17 protein-coding genes are annotated in these 17,052 nt (G+C 72.4%); 8 read left to right on the top strand and 9 right to left on the bottom strand.

The window, feature by feature from the left end; all coding sequences use genetic code 11:
• Window positions 1–14: 14 nt before the first annotated feature.
• Complete coding sequence (locus H6G99_RS03895) at window positions 15–1,205, bottom strand: pyridoxal phosphate-dependent aminotransferase (protein ID WP_190610018.1); 1,191 nt, start codon at window positions 1,203–1,205, stop codon at window positions 15–17.
• Window positions 1,202–2,278, bottom strand: coding sequence for an FAD-dependent oxidoreductase (locus tag H6G99_RS03890; RefSeq protein ID WP_143594095.1), 1,077 nt, complete (start codon window positions 2,276–2,278; stop codon window positions 1,202–1,204). The genes H6G99_RS03895 and H6G99_RS03890 overlap by 4 nt, the downstream gene beginning before the upstream one ends.
• A 357-nt stretch (window positions 2,279–2,635) precedes the next feature.
• Here H6G99_RS03890 and H6G99_RS03885 point away from each other — a divergent pair, with 357 nt between their 5' ends.
• Genes H6G99_RS03885 through H6G99_RS03870 form a run of 4 tightly spaced genes read left to right on the top strand, consistent with a single transcriptional unit; the run spans window position 2,636 to window position 7,230 of the window.
• Window positions 2,636–5,833: a bifunctional diguanylate cyclase/phosphodiesterase gene (locus H6G99_RS03885; protein ID WP_190610016.1), complete on the top strand. Its 3,198-nt coding sequence runs from the start codon at window positions 2,636–2,638 to the stop codon at window positions 5,831–5,833.
• Window positions 5,834–5,837: 4 nt separating this feature from the next.
• On the top strand, window positions 5,838–6,125 hold the full coding sequence (locus H6G99_RS03880) for a MoaD/ThiS family protein (RefSeq protein ID WP_094585365.1): 288 nt from the start codon (window positions 5,838–5,840) through the stop codon (window positions 6,123–6,125).
• A 3-nt stretch (window positions 6,126–6,128) separates the two neighbouring features.
• Window positions 6,129–6,614 carry a molybdopterin synthase catalytic subunit gene (locus H6G99_RS03875; protein ID WP_190610015.1) on the top strand — a complete coding sequence of 162 codons (486 nt, stop codon included), beginning with the start codon at window positions 6,129–6,131 and terminating at the stop codon, window positions 6,612–6,614.
• 34 nt (window positions 6,615–6,648) lie between these two features.
• Entirely contained in the window at window positions 6,649–7,230 is a 582-nt protein-coding gene (locus H6G99_RS03870) for a pyridoxamine 5'-phosphate oxidase family protein (protein ID WP_190610013.1), read from the top strand.
• Window position 7,231: 1 nt separating this feature from the next.
• On the opposite strand, the gene H6G99_RS03865 is transcribed toward H6G99_RS03870, so the two are convergent.
• Genes H6G99_RS03865 through H6G99_RS03840 form a run of 6 tightly spaced genes read right to left on the bottom strand, consistent with a single transcriptional unit; the run spans window position 7,232 to window position 13,191 of the window.
• Entirely contained in the window at window positions 7,232–8,473 is a 1,242-nt protein-coding gene (locus H6G99_RS03865; protein WP_190610011.1) for a molybdopterin molybdotransferase MoeA, read from the bottom strand.
• The gene (gene moaC, locus H6G99_RS03860) at window positions 8,466–8,981 is read right to left on the bottom strand and encodes a cyclic pyranopterin monophosphate synthase MoaC (RefSeq protein WP_190610009.1); all 516 of its coding nucleotides are present in this window, start codon (window positions 8,979–8,981) and stop codon (window positions 8,466–8,468) included. Before moaC ends, H6G99_RS03865 begins: the two co-directional genes overlap by 8 nt.
• A 41-nt stretch (window positions 8,982–9,022) precedes the next feature.
• A complete protein-coding gene (modB, locus tag H6G99_RS03855; RefSeq protein WP_190610007.1) occupies window positions 9,023–10,879 on the bottom strand; it encodes a molybdate ABC transporter permease subunit in 1,857 nt (618 codons plus the stop codon).
• On the bottom strand, window positions 10,879–11,697 hold the full coding sequence (gene modA / locus H6G99_RS03850) for a molybdate ABC transporter substrate-binding protein (RefSeq protein WP_190610005.1): 819 nt from the start codon (window positions 11,695–11,697) through the stop codon (window positions 10,879–10,881). Before modA ends, modB begins: the two co-directional genes overlap by 1 nt.
• Before the next feature lie 20 nt (window positions 11,698–11,717).
• Window positions 11,718–12,527 (bottom strand): uroporphyrinogen-III C-methyltransferase, encoded by an 810-nt coding sequence (cobA, locus tag H6G99_RS03845; RefSeq protein ID WP_190610003.1) that lies wholly within the window; start codon window positions 12,525–12,527, stop codon window positions 11,718–11,720.
• A gap of 7 nt (window positions 12,528–12,534) precedes the next feature.
• Window positions 12,535–13,191 carry a CbiX/SirB N-terminal domain-containing protein gene (locus H6G99_RS03840; protein ID WP_190610001.1) on the bottom strand — a complete coding sequence of 219 codons (657 nt, stop codon included), beginning with the start codon at window positions 13,189–13,191 and terminating at the stop codon, window positions 12,535–12,537.
• Between the two features lie 40 nt (window positions 13,192–13,231).
• Between H6G99_RS03840 and H6G99_RS03835 the strand changes: the two genes are divergently transcribed.
• The gene (locus tag H6G99_RS03835; protein WP_286190983.1) at window positions 13,232–14,395 is read left to right on the top strand and encodes an anthranilate phosphoribosyltransferase; all 1,164 of its coding nucleotides are present in this window, start codon (window positions 13,232–13,234) and stop codon (window positions 14,393–14,395) included.
• On the opposite strand, the gene H6G99_RS03830 is transcribed toward H6G99_RS03835, so the two are convergent.
• Window positions 14,340–15,098, bottom strand: coding sequence for a type 1 glutamine amidotransferase (locus H6G99_RS03830; RefSeq protein ID WP_190609998.1), 759 nt, complete (start codon window positions 15,096–15,098; stop codon window positions 14,340–14,342). The genes H6G99_RS03835 and H6G99_RS03830 overlap by 56 nt on opposite strands.
• A gap of 63 nt (window positions 15,099–15,161) precedes the next feature.
• On the opposite strand from H6G99_RS03830, the gene H6G99_RS03825 reads away from it, so the two are divergent.
• From H6G99_RS03825 to H6G99_RS03815, 3 genes are read left to right on the top strand one after another with little or no spacing between them, the layout of a single operon-like run.
• Window positions 15,162–15,383, top strand: a complete 222-nt coding sequence (locus H6G99_RS03825; protein ID WP_190609996.1) for an amino acid transport protein — start codon at window positions 15,162–15,164, stop codon at window positions 15,381–15,383.
• A gap of 3 nt (window positions 15,384–15,386) precedes the next feature.
• A complete protein-coding gene (locus tag H6G99_RS03820; protein WP_190609995.1) occupies window positions 15,387–15,932 on the top strand; it encodes a DUF924 family protein in 546 nt (181 codons plus the stop codon).
• A gap of 8 nt (window positions 15,933–15,940) precedes the next feature.
• Entirely contained in the window at window positions 15,941–17,044 is a 1,104-nt protein-coding gene (locus H6G99_RS03815; protein WP_286190982.1) for an oxygenase MpaB family protein, read from the top strand.
• Window positions 17,045–17,052: the final 8 nt, after the last annotated feature.

The following is a 17,052-nucleotide window of genomic DNA, read 5'->3' as shown; positions in this document are numbered from 1 at the left end:
CGGCCCGCCGCTGGCTAGGGCGCCGGGGCCAGTCCGGCCGCCAGGCGTTCGAGGGCCTCGCCGAGCAGGGCCTCGGAGGTGGCGAAACTCAGCCGCAGGTGGCCCGCCGCCCCGGGGCCGAACCAGCGGGGGCTCCCCGGCACCACCGCCACCCCGTGCTCCCGCCGCAGCCGCTCCACCAGTTCCTCGACGCTCTCCTGCAGCGGCGGCAGGCCGACGAACAGCACGAAGGTGGCCGCGGGGGGCTGCACCCGCAGGCCGGGGATCGCCGCCAGCCGGCTGACGGCCTGGTCGCGACGGGCCCGCAGATGCTCCAGAAAGGCCTCCAGCCAGGCCAGGCCGTCGGGGCTGTAGGCCGCCGTGGCCGCCACCTGGCTGAGGGTGGCCACGCCATCGACGGTGGAGGGCAGCTCGCTGTCGGCCAGCAGCCGGGCCGCCGCCTCCGGATCCGCCATCGCCACGTAGCCCACCCGCAGACCGGCCAGGCCGAAGGACTTGGAGAAGCCATGCACCACCGCCCCGAGGCCGGCCAGCTCCGGCTCCAGGGCCAGCCAGCTGGTGAAGGTGGCCGGCGGGTAGACCACATCGCTCCACACCTCATCGCTCAGCACCCGCAACCCCCGCTCCAGACAGAAGCGGCCGAGGGCCTCGAGTTCGTCGCGGCGAAAGCAGCGGCCCAGGGGGTTGTGGGGGTTGCAGAGGCACAGCACCCGAGTGCGGCTGGTCACCAGGGCCTCCAGCGCCGCCAGATCCAGGGGGGTCTCGGGATCGATGCGCCACAGCACCGGCACCCCGCCGGCGCTGCGGACGGTGTGGGCGAAGAGGAAGTCGACCGGATCCCAGACGATCGCCTCGTCGCCGGGCGACAGCCAGTGGCGGGTCACCAGGGCCAGACCGGCGGCCGCACTGTTGACCGCCAGCACCCCTTCAGGCGGAACCGACGCCCCCCGCTGCCGCAGGTAGCCGGCCACCGCCTGCCGGAAGGAGGCCAGCCCGCCGGCGGGGCCGTAGCTGAACACCCCGGAGCGGGCGTAGTCGGCGATGGCGTCGCGGATGACCGGCGCCGCCGGGAAATCGGGATCGGCGGCGGTGAGCGGGATCACCCCGGGGGCCTGCTCGGCCCAGCGCAGGTTGTGGGCCCGCTGGCGCAGCAGCTCCATCGGCACCGCGCCGTCGCGGAAGCTGTCGGCGAAGCGATCGCTCATGCCATCAGCGGCAGCTGGAGCCGGGTGGCCGACGGCTGGACGAACGACCTCGCCATCTCGCGACCGGCCTCCACACAGCCCAGCAGCGCCGGCCGCCGCTGGCGTTCGTAGGCGCTGAACAGCTCCGGCACATCGGCGGGATCCCGGCAGCCAAGCAGCAGGTCGCTGAGGACCACCGCATCCTCCAGGGCGGTGTTGACCCCCTGGCTGGTGAACGGCAGCAGCGGGTGGGCCGCGTCCCCCGCCAGGGCCACGTTGCCCTTGCTCCAGCGGGTGGCCGGATCCTCGTCCACCGTGTGCCACACATGGGCGCGGGCCGGATCGGTGGCCGCCAGCACGTGGCGCACCACGGCGGGGAACCCCCCGAAGTGCGCCTCGAGAAAGGCCCCCACCTCGGAGGGCTGGGGGACGGTGAAGCGTTGGCTGTCGAACTGCACGAACCAGACCAGCCGGTCATCGCCCAGGGGCACCAGGCCGACCGCCAGTCCCCCGGAGGGATCGAGCACCTTGAGGAAGCGGTGGCCCAGCTCGGCCGCCACCAGGGGCTGGCGCACGTGGGCCACGATCTCCTTGACCCGGCCCGGGTTGGTCATCGCCCCGCATCCCAGGGACAGCCGGCAGCTGGAGCGCACCCCGTCGGCGGCGACGAAGGCATCGGCGGGGTGGGAGCGACCGTTCTGGAAACACACTGCCCGGGCCCGCTCCCGGTCCCAGTCGAAGCGCTCGAACGGGTGGTTGTAGTGGACCAGATCGTCGGGGGCGCCGCGTAGCAGCACATTGAGCAGCTGGTGACGCAGCATCGCCACCGCCCCCTCGAGCGGGTGCTCCACCAGCACCTGGCCTGAACAGCAGAGGATCCTCACCGACGTGATCGGATGGCCCAGGGTGCCGTCCGGGTCGCAGCCGAGCCGGCGCAGGGCGGCGCGACCATTGGCCAGCAGGAGGAAGCCATGGCCATGGAGATGGGAGGCCAGGGCCCGTTCATAGACGCGCACGGGACGGCCCTGCTGCCAGAGCCCCCTGGCCACGGCCAGCCCGCAGGCGCCGCCTCCCACCACAGCTGTATGGATCACGGCTGAAGATCCATCGGCAAGATGAAAACATGCCCGGTGATCAAGCAGGGATGTGCTGACACACCCGGCCACCCAACTGCCGACCCAACCGCTGAACTCGTAATCCGTGCGGCGCCCACGGCCAGAAAGGATGCATGCCCGCGAATGTTAGGGGCCACGGCAAACCTGTGGACGTCGCCGTAGTCACCTTCCAGCGCTCAGCGAGCAAGCCTGAGTTTTCCCTGAGCAATGGTGAGGAAACCCAGGGAAAAGAACGGCCGGGAAGAAGATCGAACGGTTCCACCGGGCAGGGAACCTGCGAGGACTGGAAGCTCGCCACGCCTACGGTGGCTAAGGTGAGGCTGGTGAGGAAGGAACATGCGCCGACGCACCACATTGATAATCATCAGTGGAGCGCTTCTTTCGGGCACCTCGCTTCTGATCTTCACCCACCTGCTGGATCAGCGCAGTTCCAACGACTTACGCCGCCAGGATGATCGGATCGCCGGACGGCTGTGCACCGCCCTGCAGGGCGTCGAGCGCAGCCTCAGCACCCCGGGGCCGCCCCTGGCCTCCCTGGGGCTGCAGTCCGTCGCCGAGGCGGAGCTGGCGAACTCCCCCGTTCCGGCGGTGATGGCAACGGGGTCCGCGACCCTGAAGGGCAGGCCCCTGGTCTGCCCCCGACGCTTCACCCGGCTGGTGCTGGTGGTGGCGGACGAACCGAGCCAGGGGAATGCCCTGCTTTTCACCACGGGCCCCGCCCGCCGGCGGGCCCCCGAATGGATCCGGCTCTCCGGGGCCAGCCTGGTCAACCGCGATCAAGAAGGCGACAGGCAGATCCGGCTGGCCCCATGGACCGCCCTGGAGGCGAAGGGGATCGTGAAGGGAGCGCCGGCCGGTTCGCTCTACCGGGTGGATTTCGGGGATCTGGCGGTGGGGCTGACCCTGGCGCCGGCCCTGCCCACCCAGGCGGATCGCGTCCGCAACCTCGCCCTGACCCTGGGGCTGCTGGGGATCGGAACGAGCGTGGCGATCGCCTGGCGTTCCAGCCACAACCGGAGGAAGGAGCAACCGGTGACCGGAAGCTTCCGCAAGCACGGCCAGACGTCCTTCCTGACGCACTACGCCCTGGTGAAGGATCTTGAGGCATCGGCCCTCAGGAAGCACGCGGAACGCGGCGAAGACGGCTTCCTGGTGACCATCGACTTCCGCTATCTCGAACGGCAACGCGGCTATCTCAGTGAGGTGGAGATCAACGACATCCTCACGAAAGCCTGTCGGGCGATTGACAAGGGATGGGCTGTGCATCCCGGCTTCAACTTCTACCACGTCTCGAAAAACAAGATCGCCCTGATCGTGCGGGCCTCCGGCAGCATTCCCATCGATGACAACGCTGCCTGTGAGGCGCTCCTGGCCCGTCTGCTCGGCATTGTCTCCGGATCGATCCAGATCTCCAGCGATACCGTGCTCGCCTGGGACGATGTGACCATCACCGGGCAGCGATTTCAGCTGGATGCCCCACCCGAAACCCTGCTGACGATGCAGGCCTTCGGGGAGATACTGGCGGCCGAAGACAGACGTTCCTACCGCCTCGTGAAGAGCGGTGATGATCTGCTCGTCAAGGATAAGGGCGAGATCAGAAGCCAACTCACGTCCCTGAAGGCCAGTGACCTGGAACTGCGCTTCCAGCCGATTCTTCAGCTCAGCAATCCAGGCCATTTCGGGCTTGAACTGCTGATCCGCTTCCTGCCGCCGGCCCTGGGCAAGCTCGGCACGGGGCACGTGATTCAGCTGGCCCATGACATCGGCATCGCCCACAAGATCGATGCCCTTGTGGTGAGCAGGCTCAACGACGTGCAACAGCAGATCAATGCCTCGGAGTTTCTGCGTCATCGCATCGAGTATGTCTCCGTCAACATCAGCTCTGATTCCGTCTCCACCGATCAGCGCCTCAACCAGCTGATCGGTTTGGTCAAGCACCATGGCATCGACAGCTCGATTTTCTGCATTGAGATCACGGAGATGGCCGCCACGGACATTCTGGCGGGATCGGAGGGGGTGACAACGGCTTCGGAGCGGCTGATGCGGGAGCTGAACTTCAGAATCTTCATCGACGACTTCGGCTCCGGACTCTCCAACTACCGACGCATCAGCGAAGCCTGGTACGACGCCATCAAGCTCGACATTGATCTGATCAAGGGGGTCGATCGTTCCTTCCGGCTGCAGCGCTATGTCGGCTCCTTCATCGACACCGTCCACGCCCTCGGCAAGACCGTGGTCTGTGAGGGCGTCGAAACCCACAACGAACTCACCGCCGTCATCCGGCTGGGAGCTGATGCCCTGCAGGGGTTCCTCGTCTCGCCACCCCTTCCCCTAGAGGAGGTGGAGTCGTTCATCCGATCCTCCGAATGGGCGGACCGCGATTCCCTGCAGCAGACGCTGGAGCAGATCCGTGCCACATCAAGACTGCGCGATTCCGGGCATGGCGACGAATTCAACACCTCCGACAGGAAAATTCCGCTGGAGCGCTACATCATCGACAACTGGTCGAGGCTGCGCAGCTTCGAGGAGTTCGTGCTCCTGTTCGTCAATGAACTGAAGTCCTGGGGCCTGGAGATCCACCGTTTCTCCCTGGCCTTCCTACCCGACCAGGATGACATCGACTGCAGCCAGTATGTCTGGGTGAGCTCCAGGCCGGGCCTTGTCAGCACCCTGCGCATGGAGCGGGACTTCCTGGAGCAGGATGAACACCTGCGCAGCCCCCTGCATTTCATCGCCACCAGGAGCAAGGTGTTTCGGCAGCAGCTGGTCGCCACGAAGGACAACGGCTTCCCCTTTCTGGACTCCCTCAGGGAGGTGGGCTGCAGCGATTACCTCGGCATCCGACTGGACTCACGCGGGGTTTCCATCCCGGTGCTCACGATCGCCCTGCATGAAGGCAGCGTCTTCAGCGACCAGGAGGTGCAACGCATCGAAGCGATGAGCAGCCTGCTGAGCCTGCTGTTCTATGCCTTCGAGAGCGAGCGCTCGAAGCGGCTGGCGATGCTGGATCCCCTCACCCAGCTCGCCAATCGCCGCAGCTTCGATTCCTTCCTGAAGGGGAATGTCTCCGCCTCCAGAGCCGCCCAGGTCAACCTGTCCCTGGCACTCATCGACATCGATCAGTTCAAGGTGGTGAATGATGTTCTGGGCCACGCCTACGGCGACCGATGCCTCAAGGAGATCGCCGATGCCCTGCGGACGTCCCTGCGCCGAAAAAGCGACTTCGTGGCCCGGTTGGGGGGCGAGGAATTCGCCATCATCCTGCCCAAGACCGATGCCGATGCCTCCCTGCTCCTGTGCGAGAAGCTGCGCGAGTCGATCCAGGACAAGGGCATCTACCACCCGGGAGTCGCCACCGGCAACGTCCTCACCGTCAGCATCGGCATCGCGGCCTGGGATCCGAACTCGATGGCCGAGTGCGACGCCGACAGGCTGCTGCAGCTGGCCGACGACTGCCTCTACGAAGCCAAACGCCATGGCCGCAACCGGGTGGTCTGCCGGTCCCTGCACAGCCAGGTCGGCCTCTCCGCCTGACCCCATGACCCACCCGAGCGTCCCCCCCGTGCATGTGCGCCTGTTCGCCGGCCTGCGCGAACAGGCGGGCTGGGGCGAACGGCTCATCCAGCTCGACGCCCGCCCAGGTGCCCAGCGCACCACCGCCGCGGATCTCTGGCGGCAGCTGGCCCTGGACGGCGGCCCCGGCGAGGAGGGCGCCGAGCTGCCGGCCACGGTCCGGGTGGCCATCAACCAGGCCTTCGCCGCCCCCGACAGCCCCCTGTCCCCCGGCGACGAGGTGGCCTTCCTGCCCCCGATCACCGGAGGCTGACCGATGTCCACCACCAGCCCCGTCCGCCCGCCAGCCCCGATCGTGGTGCAGCTCCTGGAGGCCCCCTTCCAGCCGCTGGAACGGCTGGCGGCCTGGCAGCGGAGCCTGGCTGCCGAGGTGCCCGACGCCACGAGCTCAGCCGCCGAAAGCCACTTCATCGGCCGCGTCCGCCCCACCACCGCCGCCGGCGAGCCTCTCGAGGCCCTGGAACTGGAGCACTATCCCGGCATGACCGAGGCCCAGCTGCGGAGCCTCGCCGAGGCCTGCGCGGCGCGCCACGGGGCGGGCGCAGTGCTGGTGGCGCACCGGGTGGGGCGGGTGCGGCCGGGGGAGGCCATCGTGCTGGTGGCCGTCCAGGCCGACCGCCGCGGTCCCGCCCTGCGCTGCGTCCAGGAGCTGCTGGAGGATCTCAAGCACCACGCCCCCTTCTGGAAACGGGAGTGGAGCGGCGGCCGCGGCACCTGGGTGGCCGGCAACACACCGCTGTGAACCCTTCCACTCCCCTCCCTTCGCACCCCGTTCCATGGGCCAGTCCAGCGACGCCCTCTCGGCCGACCAGATCAGCTTCATCGCCGCCCAGAAGCTCTTCTTCGTCGGCACCGCCACCGCGGACAGCACGGTGAACGTGTCCCCCAAGGGGCGGGATGCGCTTCGGGTGCTCGACGAGCGCCGGGTGATCTGGCTCAACCTCACCGGCAGCGGCAACGAAACCGCCGCCCACGTCCAGGCGTGCCCGCGCATGACGCTGATGTTCTGTGCCTTCGAGGGCCCGCCCCAGATCCTGCGGCTCTACGGCACCGCCCGCACCATCCAGCGGGGCGAGGCCGACTGGGACGGCCTGTACGCCCACTTCGAGCCCCTGGCCGGCGCCCGCCAGATCTTCGATCTGGCCATCGGACGGGTCCAGACCTCCTGCGGCATGGCGGTGCCCCGCTACAGCTACGGCGGCGACCGCACCGAGCTCGACAGCTGGGCGCGCCGGAAGGGGAACGACGGCCTGGAGCGTTACTGGAAGCGCAAGAACCGCCGCAGCATCGACGGCCTCCCCGCCCCGATTCCGGCGCCGATCACCGCCCCCGGAGCGCCTGAGGCCAGCAGCGACTGACTCAGAGCAGCGGCAGCCGCAGCAGCTGGGCCCACAGCTCCGTGCCGGCCTCCAGGGCACCCACCTCGGCGGGGATCTCCAGCAGCAGGTCGGCCCCCTGCAGCGAGCCGATGCGGGAGGAGGCCTGGCTGCCCTCCACCAGCGCCAGCAGGGCGCCGTCGCCATCTACCGCCAACCGGGCCCGGGCCAGTTCGGGCCGGCCGGCGCCCCGTTTCAGGGGCGAGGCCAGCCGCACCTTCAGCCGCGGCAGCAGCACCACCTCGCCCCCCTCCAGCTGCTGCAGGGCCGGCCACAGCAGCTGCAGGGCCGTGATCGCCGCGGCCACCGGGTTGCCGGGCAGGCCGAAGAAGGGCCGCGTCCCCAGCCGGCCGAAGGCGAAGGGCCGGCCGGGCTTGAGGAACAGCTTCCAGAAGCCCACCTCCCCCAGCTCGCTCAGCAGGGGCCGGATCCAGTCGCTGTCGCCGGCCGACACCCCGCCGGTGCTGACCACCACGTCGCAGCCGGCGGCCAGCTCCCCTAGGGCCTGGCGGAGGGCGGCGGGATCGTCGGCCACCACCCGCTGCTCGCTGACGGGGTAGCCCAGCCGCTCCAGCAGGGCCCGCAGCAGGGTGCCGTTGCTCTCCCAGATCTGCCCCGGCCCCCGGGCCGCGCCGGCCGCCACCAGCTCATCGCCGCTGATCAGCAGCCCCAGCCGCGGCTGGACACGCACCTCCAGCGCCGCCACACCGCAGCTGGCCAGCCGCCCCAGGGCGGCGGCCCCCAGGCGCACCCCGGCCGGCAGCAGTGCGTCGCCGGCGGCGGCCTCCTCCTCCGGGGCCCGGATCCAGGGGTTGGGACCCGCCTCTCCGGTGAGCACAAGGCTGTCGGCAGCGGGATCGGGCGTCACCAGCTCCTGGGGCAGCACCCGCTGGGCCCCCTCGGGCAGGGGCGCGCCGGTGAGGATCCGGATCGCCTCCCCCGCCGCCAGCACCGCTCCGTAGGGCGCGCCGGGGGCGGAGCGGCCCACCAGGGACCAGCGGCGGCCAGGGCTTGGGGCCTCGGCGTCGGCGATGGCGTAGCCATCCATGATCGAGGCCCGGAAACCCGGCACGGCCTCGGCGGCCCGCACCGGCTCGGCGCTCACCCGGCCCAGGCAGCGCGCCAGCGGCAGCCGCTCACGGCCCGTCAGCGGGGTGATCGCCGCCAGCACCCGGCGCCGTGCCTCCTCCAGGGGGAGGCCTTCGCGGGGGAACGGCTCAGCCATCGCTCTCCCCGGCCAGGCCCCGGACGTCGGGGTGCTGCCAGGGGCCGCGGCGCCCCCCTTCCTTGCGCAGCAGCCGCACCGGGCCGATGGTCATGGCCGGATCAGCCGACTTGACCATGTCGTAGAGGGTGAGCAGGCCCACCTGCACCGCCGTCAGCGCCTCCATCTCCACGCCGGTGGCGCCGGTGGTGCGGGCGCTGGCCTCCAGCCGCAGCCCGCTGCCGTCGGCCATCGGCTCGATCAACACCTCCAGGCCCGTCAGGGCGATCGGATGGCACAGGGGAATCAGCTCCCAGGTGCGCTTGGCACCCTGGATCGCCGCCACCCGGGCCACCGCCAGCACGTCCCCCTTGGCCGCCCGGCCCTCCAGCACCAGGGCCAGCACCTCGGGGGCCATGGTGATGCAGCCCTCGGCCACGGCGCGACGGTCGCTGGCGGGCCGGTCGCCCACCTCCACCATGTGCACCTGGCCGGCGGCGTTGAGGTGCGAGAGGCCAGGCTGGTTCATGCCGGGGCGGAAGCGTCGGGACGGTGCCCCCAGCATGGCGCTCATCGCAGCGGCAGCAGCCCGCCCGCGGGCAGGGAGAGCACCAGGGGGCCGCTTGCCGCAGCCAGGGCAAGGACGCTCCAGGCCCTTCGGGGCAGCTCCACCAGGATCGGTTCTATGGGCCCGCCCCCCGGGAGGCCGGGCCCCGCGGGGCTGGCCTGGGGCACCACCGAGACGCTGACATGGCGCGGCCCCTCGCTCACCCCCACCACCCGGCAGGACCAGTGGTGGGCCGCCCCTGGCACGGCAGCGGCGGCGAGCTCCAGCTGGTGAGCCCGCATCCCCACGTGGCTGACGGCCGCCTCCAGGGGCTCCGGCAGCTCCAGGTCCAGGCCCCAGGCCAGGGCCCGCAGCCGGGTGGGCCCGAGCCACTGCACCGCGGAGATGTTCCTGCAGCCCGTCAGCCGCGCCACCGTCACGGCCCCGGGCCGCTCGAACACCTCCTCGCGGGGGCCATGGCGCAGCAGCGCCCCCCGGTCGATCACCAGCAGTTCCTCGCCCAGGCGGTAGGCCTCCTCCATGTCGTGGGTCACCAGCAGGGTGGGCACCCCGGAGCGGGCCGTCAGGTCCTCCATCAGCTGCTGCAGGTGCTGGCGGCGGTGGGTGTCCTGGGAGGAGAGGGGCTCATCCAGCAGCAGCAGGTCCGGCTCGGTCACCAGGGCCCGGGCCAGGGCCGTGCGCTGCTGCTGGCCCCCCGAGAGCTGGGCGGGGAACAGCCGCGCCTGCTCCTGCAGCCCCACCGCCGCCAGCTGGGCCGCCACCCGGGCGTGGCGTTCGGCCGGCGGCAGGTGGGCCAGGCCGAAGCCCACGTTGGCGGCCACGCTCATGTGGGGGAAGAGGGCATCGTTCTGAAGCATCACGGCGATGCGGCGCCGCTCCGGCGGCAGGTCGATGCCCCGCTCCGCATCGAACAGCACCCGGCCGTTGAGCTCGATCCGCCCGGCCCGGGGGCGCTCCAGCCCGGCCAGCAGGCGCAGCAGAAGGCTCTTGCCGGCCCCGGAGGGCCCCAGGATCGCCAGCCGGCGGCAGGAGGTGTCGAGGGCCAGCTCGAAGCGGAAGTCACCGTGGCCCTGCTGGAGCGCAAAGCAGAGGGCGAAGGGGCGCTCGAGCACCAGGGGGGGCACTGGAGGCCCCGGCGGCGACGGGGGCACGGCCGGGGCAGGCGCAGCCGCGGGTGTGCCCGGCCGGCGCGTCCGGCGGGAGCGGCGGAGGAACAGCTGCACCAGCCCCAGGCAGAGCCCGTTCAGCAGCAGCACCTGGCCGGTCCAAGCCCAGGCCCGGGGCAGGTCGCCGGCATCGACGGCCGTGTAGATCGCCAGGGGCAGGGTCTGGGTGCGGCCGGGGATGTTGCCCGCCAGCATCAGGGTGGTGCCGAACTCCCCCAGGGCCCGGGCGTAGCTCAGGCTCAGGCCTGCCCCCAGCCCTGGCAGCACCAGGGGCAGGGTGATCCGCCGCCATACCCGCCACGGCCCAGCCCCCAGGCTGCGGGCCACCCCCTCCAGGCCGGGATCCAGCTGCTCCAGCGACGCCAGCAGGGTGCGGTACATCAGGGGGAAGGCCACCACCGCCGCGCTCAGCACCGTGGCGGGCCAGCTGAACACCAGCTCCAGCCCCAGCCGCGCCAGGGGTTCCCCCAGGGGGCCGTAACGGCCCAGCAGCTGCAGCAGCACGAACCCCAGCACCGTGGGCGGCAGCACCAGGGGGGAGAGCAGCAGCAGGTCGGCCGTGGCGCGCCGCGCGCCCCGCCAGCGCCGCACCCGATCGGCGGCGAGGAACCCAGCCGGGAGCACCAGCAGCACCGCCAGGGTGGCGCTGCGCAGCGACAGCACCAGGGGCGACAGGCCGGGGCCGGCCTCCATCAGGGGGCCCGACCGGGCAGGATCTCGAAGCCCTCGCGACGGAACAGGGCCCGGGCGGCGGGGCTGCCCAGGGAGCGCAGATAGGCCAGGGCCAGCTGGGGCTGGCGGCTGCTGCGCAGCACCGCGCCGCTGTAGCGGATCGGGGCATGGCTGGTGAGCGGGGCGGTGGCCACCACCCGCAGGCCCCCCAGTTGCACCGCATCGCTGCGGTACACGAAACCGGCGTCCACGTTGCCGTCAGCCACGGCCCGGGCCACGGCCCGCACCGACCCCAGGGGCACCAGCTTCGGGGCCACGGCCGCAGTGAGTCCTTTGTGGGCCAGCACCTGGCGGGCGTAGTCGCCGGCCGGCACGGTGCCGTCACCGATGGCGATGCGCCGCACCCCGGGGCCCGCCAGTCCCGTGACGTCCAGGGGGCGCCGCGGCGCCCGGGCCGGCACCACCAGCACCAGCCGGTTGCCCAGAAGATCCCGGCGGCTGCCGGCCAGCAGCAGGCCCGCCCGCTCCAGAGTGTCCATCGGCCGGGCGCCGGCGGAGAGGAACACATCCGCCGGGGCCCCCTGCTGGATCTGCTGTTGCAGCAGACCGGAGGCGCCGAAGTTGAACTGGGGCGGCGCCGTTCCCTGGCCCCTGGTGAAGGGAACGGCCAGGTCCTGCAGCGGCCCCGAAAGGCTGGCCGCCGCACTCACCAGCAGCGGCGGGGCCGCGGCCCTGGCCTCGCCCTGGCGGCCGCCCGCCGCGGCCACCAGGCCAACGACGAGCAGAGGTCCGGCCAGCAGAACCGCAACCGCTGCGCGCCGGGGCAGGGCGGTGGCCATCGGCGGCGCAGTCGGAGGCCTCAGAAGGGTATCGGCATCGCCACATCGGCCGGCGACGGGGCGCAGGACGGCACCCGCTCCTGCACCACGGCGCCCACCACCACGATCGAAGGGGAGGCGAACGCCTCGGCCTCGACCCGGTCGGCCAGCACGTCCAGGGTGGCCACCAGCTGCCGCTGGCCCCGCACCGTGCCCTGCTGGATCACGGCGGCGGGGGTGCTGGGGGCCAGCCCGCCCGCGATCAGCTCCGCAATGATGTGGCGCAGGTTGTGCAGCCCCATGTAGATCACCAGGCCGTCGCTGCTGCGGGCCAGGCCGCGCCAGTCGACGCCGGGGCGGCGCTTGTCAATCTCCTCATGGCCGGTCACGAAGGTGACGCTCGATCCCGCCCGCCGGTGGGTGACCGGGATGCCGGCGTAGGCGGGGGCGGCGATGCCGGCCGTGACCCCCGGCACCACCTGCACCGGGATCCCGTGGGCCGCCAGGTGCGCTGCCTCCTCTCCGCCGCGGCCGAACAGGAACGGATCGCCGCCCTTGAGGCGGACGATCAGCCGGTGGCGGCCGGCCAGCTCCCGCAGCACCGCGTTGGTGCTGGGCTGGGGCACCGAGTGGTGGCCGCGGCGCTTGCCGACGAAATGGCGCTCGCACCCTTCGGGCACCAAGTCCAGCAGGGCGGTGGGCACCAGAGAGTCGTAGACGAGGGCGTCGCACTGCTGCAGCAGGCGGTGGGCCCGCAGGGTGAGCAGGTCCGGATCCCCCGGGCCCGCCCCCACCAGGTACACGGTCCCGGGGCCGTCATCGACGCTGGGGGCCAGGGTCTCGTCCGTCATGGCTCCGTCATGGCAACGCCATCAGGGCCTCCAGCACCACGGCCCGGAACCGGGGCCGCTGCAGCAGCGGCAGGCCCAGCGACGGCGGCAGGGCGTCGGTGAGCCGGTTGGCGGCCAGGGCCAGGGGCAGGGCGGGGCCAGACAGGGGCAGCGGAGCGTCCTCGGGACTGGGGGCACTGTATGGAGTGGCGCGGCAGCGGCCACCGGTGACCGCCTCCAGGTGGGCCAGGAACGCCGCCCCCAGCGGCCCCTCCAGCGGGTGATGCAGCAGCCAGGGTGCTGGCTGGGCAGGGGCTCCGGGCGGCTGAACTGGCGCCGGCAGCGCCGCCAGCTCGGCGGCCAGGGCCCTCTGCCAGGCGGGCCAGGCCCCCAGGAACGGCAGACGCCGCACGGGCCCGCCCCGGCGGCAACGCTCGGCGATCCGCGGCACGTCCCGGCGCACATGGCTGCCGGGCAAAAGGAACAGGGGCACCAGGGCCAGGGGGGCGGCGGCGCTGCCGCGGGGGGCATCCGGCGGCTCGCCCGCCGTCAGGGCCTCCAGCCCCACCGGAGCGCCGCGCCCCGCCTCCAGCTCCCTGGCCAGGGCCTGCAGTTCGGCGGGGATGACGCCACCGGCACGGCCATGCACCACCAGCAGAAGGGGGCTTGCGATGATCCCGGGCATGCCCCTCACCCTAGGGATCACCGTAAGGAGGCCGCCGCGCATGTCGACGCCGAGCCCCGGGGGGGAATGGACGGCGCAGCGGCGGCAGGAGCGGGCGGAGGCCCAGGGGGCCGACCAGCGCCGCTTCCGCGAGCTGATCGCCGCCCTGGGCAGCGGCGAACGCAGCGGCCGGGCCCTGAGCCGGGCCGAGGCCGGCGAAGCCCTCGATCACCTGCTCGACGGGCGCTGCACGGACGCCCAGGCCGGCGCCTTCCTGATCGCCCATCGCCTGCGGCGGCCCGAGCCCCAGGAGCTGGCCGGCATGCTCGACAGCTACGCACGCCGCGGCCCGCGGCTGGCGGCGAGCCCCCGCCGGGTGCTGAGTTTCGGCGTGCCCTTCGATGGCCGCAGCCGTTCCGCGCCGCTGCTGCCCCTGGTGGCCCTGCTGCTGCTGGCGGCGGGGGCCGGCGTGGTGGTGCACGGCGGCGATCCGATGCCGGTGAAGTACGGCCTCACCACCGCCGAGGCCCTGGCCGCCCTCGACCTCGACCGCCGCGGCCTCCCCTGGGACGCGGTGAACCGGCGCTTCGCCGCGGAGGGGCTGGCCCTGCTGCACCAGCCGGCCCACTTCCCGGCGGCCGAGCGGCTGGTGACGCTGCGGGAGCAGGTCGGCAAGCGCCCGCCGGTCGCCACCCTGGAACTGCTCTGGAGCTGCCACCCCGGACCCCACCTGCAGGTCAGCGGCTTCGTCCACGCCCCCACCGAGCGGCTGGCCTCTGAGGCCCTTGCCGCCACGGGCCAGCACGATCTGCTGCTGATCAAGGGGATGGAGGGGGGCGTGGAGCTGCCCACCAACCGGGTGGCGATCGCCTCCCACCGGCAGGGGGCAGCGGCGGGTGACGCGGAGCGGCTGATCCTGCGGGCCCGCGACCACGGCCTGGGGGCCCCCGAGGTGCCGCTGGAGAGCGTGGCCCAGTGGCGGGGCCAGGCCCGGGAGGCCCTGACGGGCTCCGGACCGCTGCGGCCCGGACTGATCTGGAACGGGGGCTTCCTGCTCTGGCGCGCCGGGATCAGCGAGAGCCTCCAGGCGGGGCTGACCCGGGCGGAGCGGCTGCTGGAGGACGGGGCGGTGGAGGACCGGCGCCGCCAGCTGGCCGACGGGCTGGCCCTCACAGCAGGGGATAGCCCCCCAGCAGGGCACCCACCCGATCCAGCAGGTTGTTGATCAACTGCCGCCCCTGGCGCTCCCCCTCCTCCCCCCAGCGCTCCCGGCCGGCCCTGATCTGCTCCACCCCGTCGGGTCCGAGGGCCTGGCGCACGTAGTCGCCGTCCTCCTCGAGCCAGACCTCCAGGGCGGCGTCCGTCACCTCCGCGTGGAACTGGAGCCCGTGGGCGTGGTGCCCGATGCGGAACATCTGTTCGGCGCACAGGGGCGTCGACCCCAGCAGGGTGGCGGCGGCGGGCAGCCGGATTCGGTCCCCGTGCCAGTGGAGCGCCGGCAGGCCGGCCCCGAGCCCCGCCAGCACCGGTTCCTGACCCTCGGACCGTGTCCAGTCCACCGGCCCCCAGCCCACTTCGTAGGCCCGCACCGGCGGGTCCCCCGCCGTCAGCGGCACCACCTGCCCCCCGGCGGCGAAGGCCAGCAGCTGGGCCCCCAGGCACAGCCCCACCACCGGGCGCTCGCACGCCAGGCACTCCCGCAGCAGGGCCACCTCCGCCGCCAGCCAGGGGAAGGACGACGATCCGATATCGCCCACCCCCATCGGTCCCCCCAGCACCAGCAGGGCCTGGTCGGCCCCGAGCCGGGGCATCGGCTCCCCCAGGTCGGGCCGGCAGACCGTCACCGTCCAGCCCCGGCGCCGGGCCTCCTCGCCGAAACGGCCCGGACCTTCCCGCTCCAGGTGCTGGAGCACCACCAGGTGGGTCATGGGTGGGCAGGAGGGCGATGGGAGCCCCAGCATGGGGGCGTCCGCCGCTCCGGGCCAGGTTCCATGGGCAGCGATCCCAGCCTCCGCCAGCTGCTGATGCTGGTGATCGGGTCGATCGGGCTCGGTTATGTGCTCTACGGCAGGAAGCAGGCCCATGCGGTGGCCCTGGGCTGCGGGGTGCTGCTGGTGGTGGTTCCCTACGGCATCAGCCACCTGCCGGCCCTGGTGGCCGTGGCCCTGCTGCTGATGGTGCTTCCATTCCTCCTGCACCGCTTCCTCGTCTGAGCCATGCCGACGCCGCAGGAGGTGCTGCACTTCTGGTTTCAGGAGACGCCCTCCTCCGCCTGGTTCCGACCCGGTCCCGACCGCGACCGGATCGTGCGGGAACGGTTCGGGGCCCTCACCGACCAGGCCCTGGCCGGCAACCGGGCCGCCTGGGGCGAGAGCGCCGTGGACGCCCTGGCCCTGCTCCTGGTGCTCGACCAGTTCCCCCGTCAGATCTGGCGCGACCAGGCCCGCGCCTTCGCCGGCGATGGGCAGGCCCTGGCCCTGACGCTGCGGGCCGTGGAGGCGGGCTGGGTGGAGGCGGAGCCGGCACCGGAACGGCGGCCGTTCTGGCTGATGCCCCTGATGCACAGCGAGGATCTGGCGGTGCAGGAGCTGGGTCTGCCCCTGTTCGAGCGCCACACCGACGCCCGCACCAGCGAGTTCGCCCGCCGTCACCATGCGGTGATCGCCCGCTTCGGACGCTTCCCCCACCGCAACCAGACCCTCGGGCGGCCGAGCAGCCCGGAGGAACGGGTGTTCCTGCAGCAGCCCGGCTCCCGCTTCTGAGGCCCCCGATGCGCTCCCCCACCGACCCTGCCGACGCCGCCGACGCCGACGCCGACACGACCCTGCGGGCCGCCGAAGCCACCGCCCACCGGCTGGCAGGCGAGCTGTTTCCCTGGGACCTCACCCGGGCCCTGGAGCTGGCCCTGCTCAAGACCTTCTGCGTGCCCTCCATCTCCGGGCTGCTGGCCCGCACGGGGGAATTCGAGCAACGACCCCGCAAGCGCTACGACGACACCGGCCTGATGGTGGCCGAACTGCTGCGCCATGGCCTGGACAGCCCGGCCGGGGCCGCGGTGATCGAGCGCATGAACCGCATCCACGGCCACTACGCGATCGGCAACGACGATTTCCTCTACGTGCTCTCCACCTTCGTGGCCGAGCCGATCCGCTGGCTGGCCCGCTACGGCTGGCGGCCCCTGACCCCCCTGGAACAGGAGCACCTGTTCCTGTTCTGGCGCGGGGTGGGCGAGCGGATGGGCATCGCGGCGCTGCCGGACACCCTGGCGGACCTGCTGGCCCTGAATGAACGGGTGGAGCGGGAGGCCTTCGCCCCGGCGGCCACCAACCGGCGCATCGCCGACGCCACCCTGGCCATGCTCCTGGCCGACTGGCCCGGCCCCCTGCGCCCCGCCCTGCGGCGGGGTCTGCTGGGCCTGCTGGACCGCCAGACCTGCGCCGCCCTGGGCTGGAGCACCCCGCCCGACTGGCTGCAGGCGCTGGTACTGCAGGCCCTGCGGGCCCGCAGCCGGGCCGCCGCCCTTGTGGCCGCAGGCCGCGCACGCCTGGGCAGGCCAGCCCCCGCCCGCTTCTATTCCCAGCAGCCCACCCCCAGCTACGGCGCCACGTTCCGGCTCGAGCAGCTGGGGCCGCCGCCGCTGCTGGCGAATCTGGCACTGCCCGCCCCACCGGCCCTGGCTAAGCAGGAGGGACAGCCTCCCTCCCGCCAGCCCATGGCCGCCCCCTTCCAGTCCCCCCACTTCGCCCTCGTGCGCACGGAGGATGGCTGGATCCTCGAGGCCCGCGTCACCAAGGATCTGGAGGGCGACTGGCTACTGAGCCGCCACGAGCTGGAGGAGCTGCACGGACTGCTGGAACGGGTGATCGCCTCCTGACTCCCGCC

Origin of the sequence: Synechococcus sp. FACHB-909, from assembly GCF_014698945.1 — a bacterium.
GTDB lineage: Bacteria > Cyanobacteriota > Cyanobacteriia > PCC-6307 > Cyanobiaceae > Cyanobium.
This window is presented reverse-complemented; position numbering and strand designations above follow the sequence as displayed.

Coding starts and splice junctions, on each gene's coding strand:
- moaC (WP_190610009.1), bottom strand. CDS start 8,981: ATGAACCAGCCTGGCCTCTCGCACCTCAACGCCGCCGGCCAGGTGCAC.
- H6G99_RS03820 (WP_190609995.1), top strand. CDS start 15,387: ATGCCGACGCCGCAGGAGGTGCTGCACTTCTGGTTTCAGGAGACGCCC.
- H6G99_RS03865 (WP_190610011.1), bottom strand. CDS start 8,473: ATGGCTGAGCCGTTCCCCCGCGAAGGCCTCCCCCTGGAGGAGGCACGG.
- cobA (WP_190610003.1), bottom strand. CDS start 12,527: ATGACGGACGAGACCCTGGCCCCCAGCGTCGATGACGGCCCCGGGACC.
- H6G99_RS03875 (WP_190610015.1), top strand. CDS start 6,129: ATGTCCACCACCAGCCCCGTCCGCCCGCCAGCCCCGATCGTGGTGCAG.
- H6G99_RS03895 (WP_190610018.1), bottom strand. CDS start 1,205: ATGAGCGATCGCTTCGCCGACAGCTTCCGCGACGGCGCGGTGCCGATG.
- H6G99_RS03830 (WP_190609998.1), bottom strand. CDS start 15,098: ATGACCCACCTGGTGGTGCTCCAGCACCTGGAGCGGGAAGGTCCGGGC.
- modA (WP_190610005.1), bottom strand. CDS start 11,697: ATGGCCACCGCCCTGCCCCGGCGCGCAGCGGTTGCGGTTCTGCTGGCC.
- H6G99_RS03815 (WP_286190982.1), top strand. CDS start 15,941: ATGCGCTCCCCCACCGACCCTGCCGACGCCGCCGACGCCGACGCCGAC.
- H6G99_RS03885 (WP_190610016.1), top strand. CDS start 2,636: ATGCGCCGACGCACCACATTGATAATCATCAGTGGAGCGCTTCTTTCG.
- H6G99_RS03880 (WP_094585365.1), top strand. CDS start 5,838: ATGACCCACCCGAGCGTCCCCCCCGTGCATGTGCGCCTGTTCGCCGGC.
- H6G99_RS03840 (WP_190610001.1), bottom strand. CDS start 13,191: ATGCCCGGGATCATCGCAAGCCCCCTTCTGCTGGTGGTGCATGGCCGT.
- H6G99_RS03825 (WP_190609996.1), top strand. CDS start 15,162: ATGGGCAGCGATCCCAGCCTCCGCCAGCTGCTGATGCTGGTGATCGGG.
- H6G99_RS03870 (WP_190610013.1), top strand. CDS start 6,649: ATGGGCCAGTCCAGCGACGCCCTCTCGGCCGACCAGATCAGCTTCATC.
- modB (WP_190610007.1), bottom strand. CDS start 10,879: ATGGAGGCCGGCCCCGGCCTGTCGCCCCTGGTGCTGTCGCTGCGCAGC.
- H6G99_RS03835 (WP_286190983.1), top strand. CDS start 13,232: ATGTCGACGCCGAGCCCCGGGGGGGAATGGACGGCGCAGCGGCGGCAG.